We start from the raw sequence: 8232 nt of genomic DNA, 5'->3' as shown, positions 1-8232 counted from the left end.
ACAGCCATCTGTAACTTTCTGTCTTTTTTTCGAAACAGGAACCACAAACCACTCAATATCAACACTTTAGCACCATTTTGAAGGTCCGCAAACCCCCGCCCCAAACCCCGAATCAACCCCAAACCACCCGAATCACACCCAGAATCACCAGGAATCAGGGCCCCTTTCCTGCCTTCCGGCACCGGATGCTGGGATTGGTGCGCCGGAATCAGGTGATCGCGCCGCGCACCAGCTCGAACGCTTCATCCGCGCGCCCGGCCAGCACGGCCCTGGCCGAATAGAGTGCCGTGCCGAATATCTGCGCCGCCTCGATCCTGGGCGGCATCACCAGCTCGAAGCGATCGGTGACGACATCGAGCAGCGCCGGGCCCGGCTCGGCCAGCCATTGGCGCACGGCGTCTTCCACGTCCCCGCTCTTCTCCACGCGCCGGCTCCAGAAACCCATCGCCTCGGCCACGCGGGAGAAGTCCGGGTTCTGCAGGTCGGTGAAGGCATCGAGCAGCCCCTCGACCTTCTGCTCGAGCTCGACAAAGCCGAGCGCGCCATTGTTGAAGATGCACACCTTGATGGGCAGCTTCTCCTGGATCGCGGTCATCAGGTCACCGAGCATCATCGAGATGCCGCCATCCCCCGACAGCGAGATCACCTGGCGATCGGGATAGGCTGCCTGGGCACCCAGCGCCTGGGGCATCGCATTGGCCATGGTGCCATGGGTGAGCGAGATCACCGTGCGGTTGCGACCGGTCGCGGGCACATGGCGCAGCGCCCAGACCATCGGCGAGCCGCAATCGGCGGTGAACACTGCGTCGGGCGCGGCGTGGCGGGCGATCGTCTCGGTCAGATATTGCGGGTGGATCGCCCTGCCCTCCGCCGCCACGGCATGCTTGCGCTGGCCGGCCACCGCCTTTTCATGCCGCGCGAGACAAGTATCGAGAAAGGCGCGGTCGCCACGTTCCTTTATCAGGGGGAGCAGCGCATCGAGCGTGTCGCGCACGCTGCCCACCGCAGCGATGTCGACCGGATGGCGGCGGCCGAGATGGGTGCCGTCTATGTCCACCTGTATGATCGTCGCCTTTGACGGGTAGAATTGCCGCCACGCGAAATCGCAGCCGAGCAGCAGCAGCGTGTCGCATTCCATCAGCGCGTCATAGCCGGCCTCGGAGCCGAACACGCCGGTCATGCCGACGACATAGGGATTGTCCGGTTCGAGGAAGTCCTTGGCGCGCGAGGTGTGGGCGACCGGCGCCTTGAGCTTCTCCGCCAGTGCCACGACCTGGTCATGCGCATCCTGGCAGCCCGAACCGCCATAGATGGCGACCTTGCCGCCGGCATTGAGCGCGTCGGCGATGCGGTCGAGCTCGGCCTCCGAGGGCAGCATGCGCGGTGCGGTACGGTGGACGGCGAAGCCGGGCTCGTCGGGCGCCTTGGCTGCCGATACGTCGGCGGGGACGATGAGGACGGCGACACCCTTCCTGGCCAGCGCGGCCTGGGCCGCCATCGCGGTCATCCGACGCGCCTGGGCGGGTGTGCGGATCTCGTCGCAGAACACGCTGCAGCTGGCATAGACCGACTTGAAGTCGACTTCCTGGGGGAAATCGAAGCCGAGTTCGTCGCGGACGATCTGGCTGGCGATCAATACCACCGGCGCGCGGTTGCGGTGGCTTTCGAACAGGCCGTTGATGAAGTGGAGGCTGCCGGGGCCGCAGGAGCCGGCACAGGCGGCGAGCTCGCCGGTGAGCAGCGCGTCCGCGCCCGCCGCGAAGCCGCCGGCTTCCTCATGGCGGACATGCACCCAGCGGATGCCGCTCTCGCGGATCGCGTCGGTGACATAGTTGAGCGTGTCGCCCGGCACCCCATAGCAGCGGCGGACGCCCGCCTGCTCGAGAGTCTCGATGATGACTTGGGCGACGGTGCGGGCCATGGCGTGCTCCTTGCTGATATCGGCAAGGGCGTAACACCCGGCGTCGCGGGACGGTCCTTATACGTCGGTAGGTATGGCCGCCGCGGGACATGCCCGCGGCGGCCAGATAACCAGGATCAGAAGCTGAACCCGGCCGAGAACTTGAACGTCCGCGGCGGATTGCCGCCGACGCTGAAGCCGCTCAGGTCGCCGAACCTGCCATTGTCGACCGGGTTGCCGGCCGCGTTGACCACGCCGACCACCTTGTTGTCGCGGTTGAACAGCGGCGCCGGATTGGTGTCGGTGAAGTTGCTGTTATAGGTGGTGTAGTTGTTCTCGTTGAGCACGTTGAGCACATCGACGCGCAGCCGGACCCGCGAATTGCCGAGGAAGCCGAGCTTGATGTACTTGGTCGCCGCCAGATCGACCTGGCGCAGCGCCCACAGGTCGCCGAGGATGAAGGGCTGCTTGTTGTTGCCCTCGATCACCGCGATGTGGCGGATGCCGGCGGTGTCGTTGTAGAAGCCCTTCACGAACGGCGCCGAGGACAGGGTCACCTTGCCCGAGAAGGTGAAGCCCAGCGGCGCATCGACGCTGCCGGCCGCGACGAAGCGATGCCGTGGCACGCCGGCCGAGGCGAGCACCGGATAGTCCTTGATCGACGGGTAATCGAGCGAGAAGGTCTCGCCGAACTGCCGGTTCTCCACCGCATCCGTATAGGTATAGGTGGCGTTGAGGCTCCAGGGCGAGCTGGCCGAATAGCTCTTGGTAAGCTTGACATAGACCGAGTCCGCCTTGGTCTCGAGCCCGTTGTCGCCGAGGATGATCGAGCCGCGACCCGGAGGGGCGTTGCCGAAGGGCGAGCTCTGGTTGCCGGTCGGCGCGAAGAAGGTGCCGTCCGGGCGACGGTTGCCGAGCAGCCAGACGAAGCCGTCATGGCTCTCGACATGGCTGTAGCCCAGCTCCGCCTCGAACAGCGGCAGCACGCGGCCGCGCAGGCCGAGGCTGAACTGGTCCGAATAGGGCACCTTCAGGTCGTTCTTGAGGAAGCGCAGCTCCGAGCCGCCCAGCGCGCCGACCGAGCTGACCAGCTGCGCCCTGCCCTGCGCCGTCAGATAATTGGCGTTCCACGCCACGCAGGTCGAGCTCGGCGCGCAATTGTTGCGCGTGTCGCCCGGCACCAGGAAGTTGAAGGTACGGGTGGAATAGGAGCCGACCTGGGTTTCCTGCTGGACGAAGTCGAACTGGTTGCGGTCATAGGAACGGCCGAACCCGCCGAACAGCGTGTAGCGCTTCTCGGCATCGAAATTGTAGCTGAAGCCGATGCGCGGCTGCCAGGCGCCCTTGAAGGTCTTCCGGTTCTTCCCGTTCGAGACGTAGTCGGCGATCTTGTAATCGGCGTTGGTCAGGTTCGGATAGTTGGTCGGCGATACCGCCGCCAGCGACGAGGCCGAGGTGACGAAGTTCACATAGGCCGGGGTGCGGTCGTAATCCCAGCGCAGGCCGAGGTTGAGCGTCAGCCGCGAAGTGACTTCCCAATCGTCCTGGATATAGGCGCCGAACTGGAAATTGTCCGACTTCACCGTCGGATCGCCGCCCAGCCCCGAGTCATAGCCGAACTGCACCCGGTACGGGGTCGCGTCGTTCCAGGTCGCGCCATTATACTGGGTGTTGTAGAAATAGACCGGGTTGTAGTTGTTGAGCTGCAGCGACTTCAGGCTGACCCACTTGGCCTTCACGCCCGCCTTGAAGGTGTGGCCCGAGATGCCGGTGAAGGTGAAGTCGTTCTGGGCACCCCAGCCCTTCTGGCCCTTGTCCTGGTAGTTCGCGCCGCCGCCGGTGCGGAAGATCTGGGCGTTGTTCGCGTCCTGGAAGACGAAGCTATTCTCGAACACGCGCGGGGTCGGCGCCCATTGCGCATATTCATAGGTCAGCTTGAGGTCGTTGACCCAGTTGCTGCCGGTATGCTCCCAGCGCGCCAGGCCGCGATACTCGTTGACCACCGTGTCGATCGAGTTGCTGCGCAGGTTCGAGCCGCTGTTGATGCCCTCGCCGGTTTCCTTGCGGACCTTGAGCGACAGCTCGAACAGGTCGGCGGTCGACGGCACCAGGTCGATCTTGCCGAAATACAGGTCTTCGTTGAACGTCCGGTTGGTCGAGCCGAACTGGCTCTGGAACGCCGCCGGGATATTGGCGGTGTTGTTCGCGCTGCCCGGGAAGATGTCGACCGGGACCTGCTGGCGCTTGCCTTCGTAGGTCACGAAGAAGTGCATCAGGTCCTTGATGATCGGGCCGCCGAGCGCGCCGCCGAACTGGAAGTCGCGGGTACGGGCCTTGCCGGTGGGGCTGCGCTCCTCGGTCGGCGTCTTCGCGCGCAGCGACTGGTCGGTATAGTCGACGAACGCCTCGCCGTGGAACTCGTTGGTACCCGACTTGGTGACCGCGGTGATCGCCACCGAGCTGACCTGGTCGAACTCCGCCTTGTAGTTGGAGCTGATCACCCGGTACTCGCCCACCGCGAGCTGCGGGAAGGGATTGCCCTGGCTGGAATCCTGGCCGGTCACGCCGTTCTTGAGGACATAGTCCTTCTGGCCGACGCCATCGATGAAGATGTTGACTGTGCGGCTGTCCTGCGCGCCGCCCTGCAGGCGCGACGCGCCATTGGCGCCGGTGACGAACTGCACGCCCGGCGCGAGATCGGCAAAGGCCAGGAAGTTGCGGTTGTTCTGCGGCAGCTGCTCGATCAGTCGCGTCGAGATGTTCACGCCGACTTCGCCGCCCTCCATCGAGCGCATCTTGCTGCCGGTGACGACGATCGCGTCGCTGGCACCGGCATCCTCGCCCGCGAAGTTGAAGTCGAGCTGCGCGTTCTGCGCCACGGAGAGCCGGAACTCATCGGTGTTGCGCGTGCCGGAACCGGTTACAATTTCGAGCCGATAAAGCCCGGGACGCAGCGAAGCGAACACGTACCCGCCATCGGCACGGACCTCCGAGGTGCGGCGATAGCCGGTGTTGACCTCGACTGCGACGATCTGCGTGGCGGTGGTGCCGGCCGGCATCGTCACCGTTCCGCGCAGCGACGCATCGGATTCCTGCGCATGCGCGGGCGCAACCGCGACCGCGGTCAGCGACACGCCAAGCATCAATGCTGCTGCGACTTCCATCACGCGGCTGCGGCGCACGCGCGCGCGTTCATTCACCCTGTCGGACATGAATTCCTCCCCTTTGTCCGATCGGCCCGCTTCTGCAGCCTCACCGGAAATCCCGCATTTTGCGTAGATTTCGACGAGTCGTCGGGACCGATCGCCTTTGCGGTAGCACGTGTAACCGGTTCCAGGTAGCAAAATGTTGCTGGATGATTGCCCTTTCCCGTCCCCTGCGTGTCGCCGGACCGGGCCGGCATATCGCTGCCGCGCAGACAAAAAAGGGGGCCAGCCAAGGGGGTTGGCTGGCCCCGTTCCTGGGGTGGAGGGATGGCTGGACTTGGAGGCGTTAGAAGGCCAGCCGGGCACCCAGGACAAACTGGCGCCCGCTGTGCGTGAGCACGTTGAGGCGGTTGCTGACGTCCACGAACTGGTCGTTCAGCGCATCGGTGAGGTTGATCCCCTCGAGGCTGAGCTTGAAGTTCTCGGTGACGTTGTACGAGATCTGCGCGTCGATGTTCGTGGTCGAGTTGGTGCCGTTGTACGAGTTGCCCTCGGTGCCCGGCACGGCGGTCAGATATTTGGAGCGATAGGCAACCGAGCCGCGGATCGCGAACTTCTTGGTCTCGTAATAGAGCGTGCCGTTGGCGGCGTGCTTGGACAGGCCGAGCAGCGGCGCCTTCACCGTGGTCGCGCCATTGGCCGAGGTCAGATACTCGATGTCCGAGCTGACATAGGTGTAGTTGGCCAGCACGCCGAAGTTGCTCAGGAAGCCCGGCAGGAAGCTGAAGGGCTGCTGCACGTTCACTTCGAAACCGCGCAGCAGGCCGCCCTTCGAATTGACCGGCTGGCTGACGATGAACGCGTCCGTCGGGCTCGCGGTGGTGCCGTTGAGCAGCGAGTTGGGCAGGCCCAGGCTGCTATAGGGCACGGTGGTGCTCATCGTCTGGACGAAGGTGCCGATGTCCTTCTGGAAGGCCGAGACCGCATAGATCGCGCCGCGGGTCGGATACCATTCGATCGAGGCGTCGAGATTGGTCGACTTGGTCGGCTTCAGGTCGGGATTGCCCGAGCTGAAGGTGCGGTTGCCGCCCGAGACGTTGAGGTTGCCGCCCGGGGTGAGCGAACCGATGCCGGCGCGGGCGATCGTCTTGGCCGCGGCGAAGCGGACCATCAGATTGTCGGTCACGTCGAAGACGAGGTTGGCCGAGGGCAGCCAGTTCTCATAGCTGCGATCCGCGCTGACCAGGTTGATCGCGGTGCCCTGGCTGGCATAGCCGGTCGAGAACTGGTCGGTCTTCACATAGCGCAGGCCGACGTCGCCGCGGACCGGCACGCCGGCATTGGCGAGGTTGAACTCGGCCATGCCCCAGGCGCCCAGATCCTCTTCGCGCACCGTGACGAACGAGCCGCGCGCGGTCGCGTTCTCGACGCCGCCGGTGGCGTAGGTCGGGTTGCTATAGGTGTTGAGATAGGCCTGGAACGCCTCGAGGTTCGGCACCACCCACGACGTCGGCGTGCCCGAGGGAATGGTGAGCCCGCGGCCGAAGCCCGAGAACACGTTGGTGAGCGGCGCGAGCTGGGCCGCGGTGAGCGTGGTCACCACCGTCTCGCCCGACAGGCGGCGCTGCTCGGTCGAGCTGTACTCGAACCGGCGCCAGTCCACGCCCGCCTTGAGCTTCAGCTCGGGCGAGGTCGTCCATTCGAGGAAACCCTTGGCGTTGGTGAAGCTGTTGTCGACGGTCTGCGGCCGGATGCGGACTTCCGAAGTGCCATTGGTGAAGGCGAAGTTCGCGACGTTGCTGATGTCGACGCCCGGGCGGATCGTCGGGAAGCGCGTCGAGAAATCGTAGAAGAAGCCGTTGGTGTTGGCCGCGTCGATCGTCACCGTGGTCTGGATCGGGTTGCGGAACTGCGAGCTCGAATAGCCGACGATCGCGCCGAACTTCAGCGACTCCCCGATCTTCTGGTCGAGCGTGCCGGTGAGCTGGTAGAAATCGGTGGTGAGCTTGTCGTAGCGCGCCTGGCTGCGCAGATCGACATTGTCGAACGTGCCGCTGATGATGTTGTTGTTCGCATCGACCGTGCCCGAGCGGATGATCGTCTGCGGCTTGCCGGTGCCCGAGCGGCTGAAGCTGATCGCCTGGAACTGCGATTCCTGGCGGGTGCCGTCGAGCCGCGAATAGAGGCCGTCGATCGAGATCAGCGTCTTTTCGGTCGGGCGGAACTGCACACCGAGCGCGGCGCCCAGGCGCTTCTGGTCGATCGCATAGCTGACCAGGCCCGGGATACGCGGATGATAGAGCGCGGTGGCCGGGTTGGTGTCGTTGATCTGGGCGATCGTCTTGCCGGCGATCGTCGAGGTCGGCGCGAAGCCACCATTGAACCCGCCATAGGTCCAGCGCGTGATGTTGGCGCCTTCCTCGACCAGCGCGCGCTCTTCATAGGCCACCGAGAGCAGCACGCCGAAGCGGCCATCGGCGGTGCTGGTGGTGAGCAGGGTCGAGACGCGCGGCTTGGCCTTGCGGGCAAGGTCGTTGTAGCTCGCCGCCGCCTGCACCACCGCGGTGGGCTTGCGATAGTCGAACGGGCGCGCGGTCTGCAGGTCGACGGTGCCGCCGAGCGAACCTTCCTCGACATCTGCCGTCGCGGTCTTGCGCACCGCCAGGCTGTTGAACAGGTCCGACGAGAAGATGTTGAAGTCGAAACCGCGGCCGCGGTTGACGCCACCCGAATTGTCGGTGCCGCCGGTGGTGCCGATCGCTTCCATGCCGTTGATGCGGACGCGACTATATTCCGGGCCGAGGCCGCGGATCGAGATGTTGCGGCCCTCGCCGTTGACGCGGCTGATCGCCACGCCCGGGATGCGCTGGAGCGATTCCGCCAGATTGAGGTCGGGGAATTCGGCGACGTCCTCGGCCTTGATCGCGTCGATCGTCGCGGTCTCGTTGCGCTTCATGTTGAGCGCGTTGTTCAGGCTGGCGCGGAAGCCCTTGACGACGATTTCATTGGAGGGGCCTTCGTCCTGCTCGGGCGCGGCGGCCTGCGGCGCCGGATCGGCGGCGGCTGCTGCGTCCTGCGCATGGGCGCTCGCCGCGGCGAGCACCGCTGCCGCGCTGGACAGGGCAAGGACGGATTTCAGGATACGAGTGCGGGACATGCCTTCTGTCTCTCCCATGAGTGTCCGCT

At 65.1% G+C, this 8232-nt stretch carries 3 protein-coding genes; all 3 read right to left on the bottom strand.

Annotated elements, in window-relative coordinates; all coding sequences use genetic code 11:
• Positions 1-208 precede the first annotated feature (208 nt).
• Positions 209-1921 (bottom strand): thiamine pyrophosphate-dependent enzyme, encoded by a 1713-nt coding sequence (locus HNP52_RS22695; RefSeq protein ID WP_184171275.1) that lies wholly within the window; start codon positions 1919-1921, stop codon positions 209-211.
• 116 nt (positions 1922-2037) lie between these two features.
• The gene (locus HNP52_RS22690; RefSeq protein WP_184171272.1) at positions 2038-5112 is read right to left on the bottom strand and encodes a TonB-dependent receptor domain-containing protein; all 3075 of its coding nucleotides are present in this window, start codon (positions 5110-5112) and stop codon (positions 2038-2040) included.
• Between the two features lie 280 nt (positions 5113-5392).
• Complete coding sequence (locus HNP52_RS22685; RefSeq protein WP_184171269.1) at positions 5393-8203, bottom strand: TonB-dependent receptor; 2811 nt, start codon at positions 8201-8203, stop codon at positions 5393-5395.
• Positions 8204-8232: the final 29 nt, after the last annotated feature.

Source organism: Sphingomonas kyeonggiensis, from assembly GCF_014204495.1.
In the GTDB taxonomy this organism is placed as follows: Bacteria; Pseudomonadota; Alphaproteobacteria; order Sphingomonadales; family Sphingomonadaceae; genus Sphingomonas; species Sphingomonas kyeonggiensis_A.
This window is presented reverse-complemented; position numbering and strand designations above follow the sequence as displayed.

What these genes read in the sequence shown, in the direction of transcription:
- HNP52_RS22695 (WP_184171275.1), bottom strand. Translation starts at nt 1,921, where the DNA reads ATGGCCCGCACCGTCGCCCAAGTCATCATCGAGACTCTCGAGCAGGCG.
- HNP52_RS22690 (WP_184171272.1), bottom strand. Translation starts at nt 5,112, where the DNA reads ATGTCCGACAGGGTGAATGAACGCGCGCGCGTGCGCCGCAGCCGCGTG.
- HNP52_RS22685 (WP_184171269.1), bottom strand. Translation starts at nt 8,203, where the DNA reads ATGTCCCGCACTCGTATCCTGAAATCCGTCCTTGCCCTGTCCAGCGCG.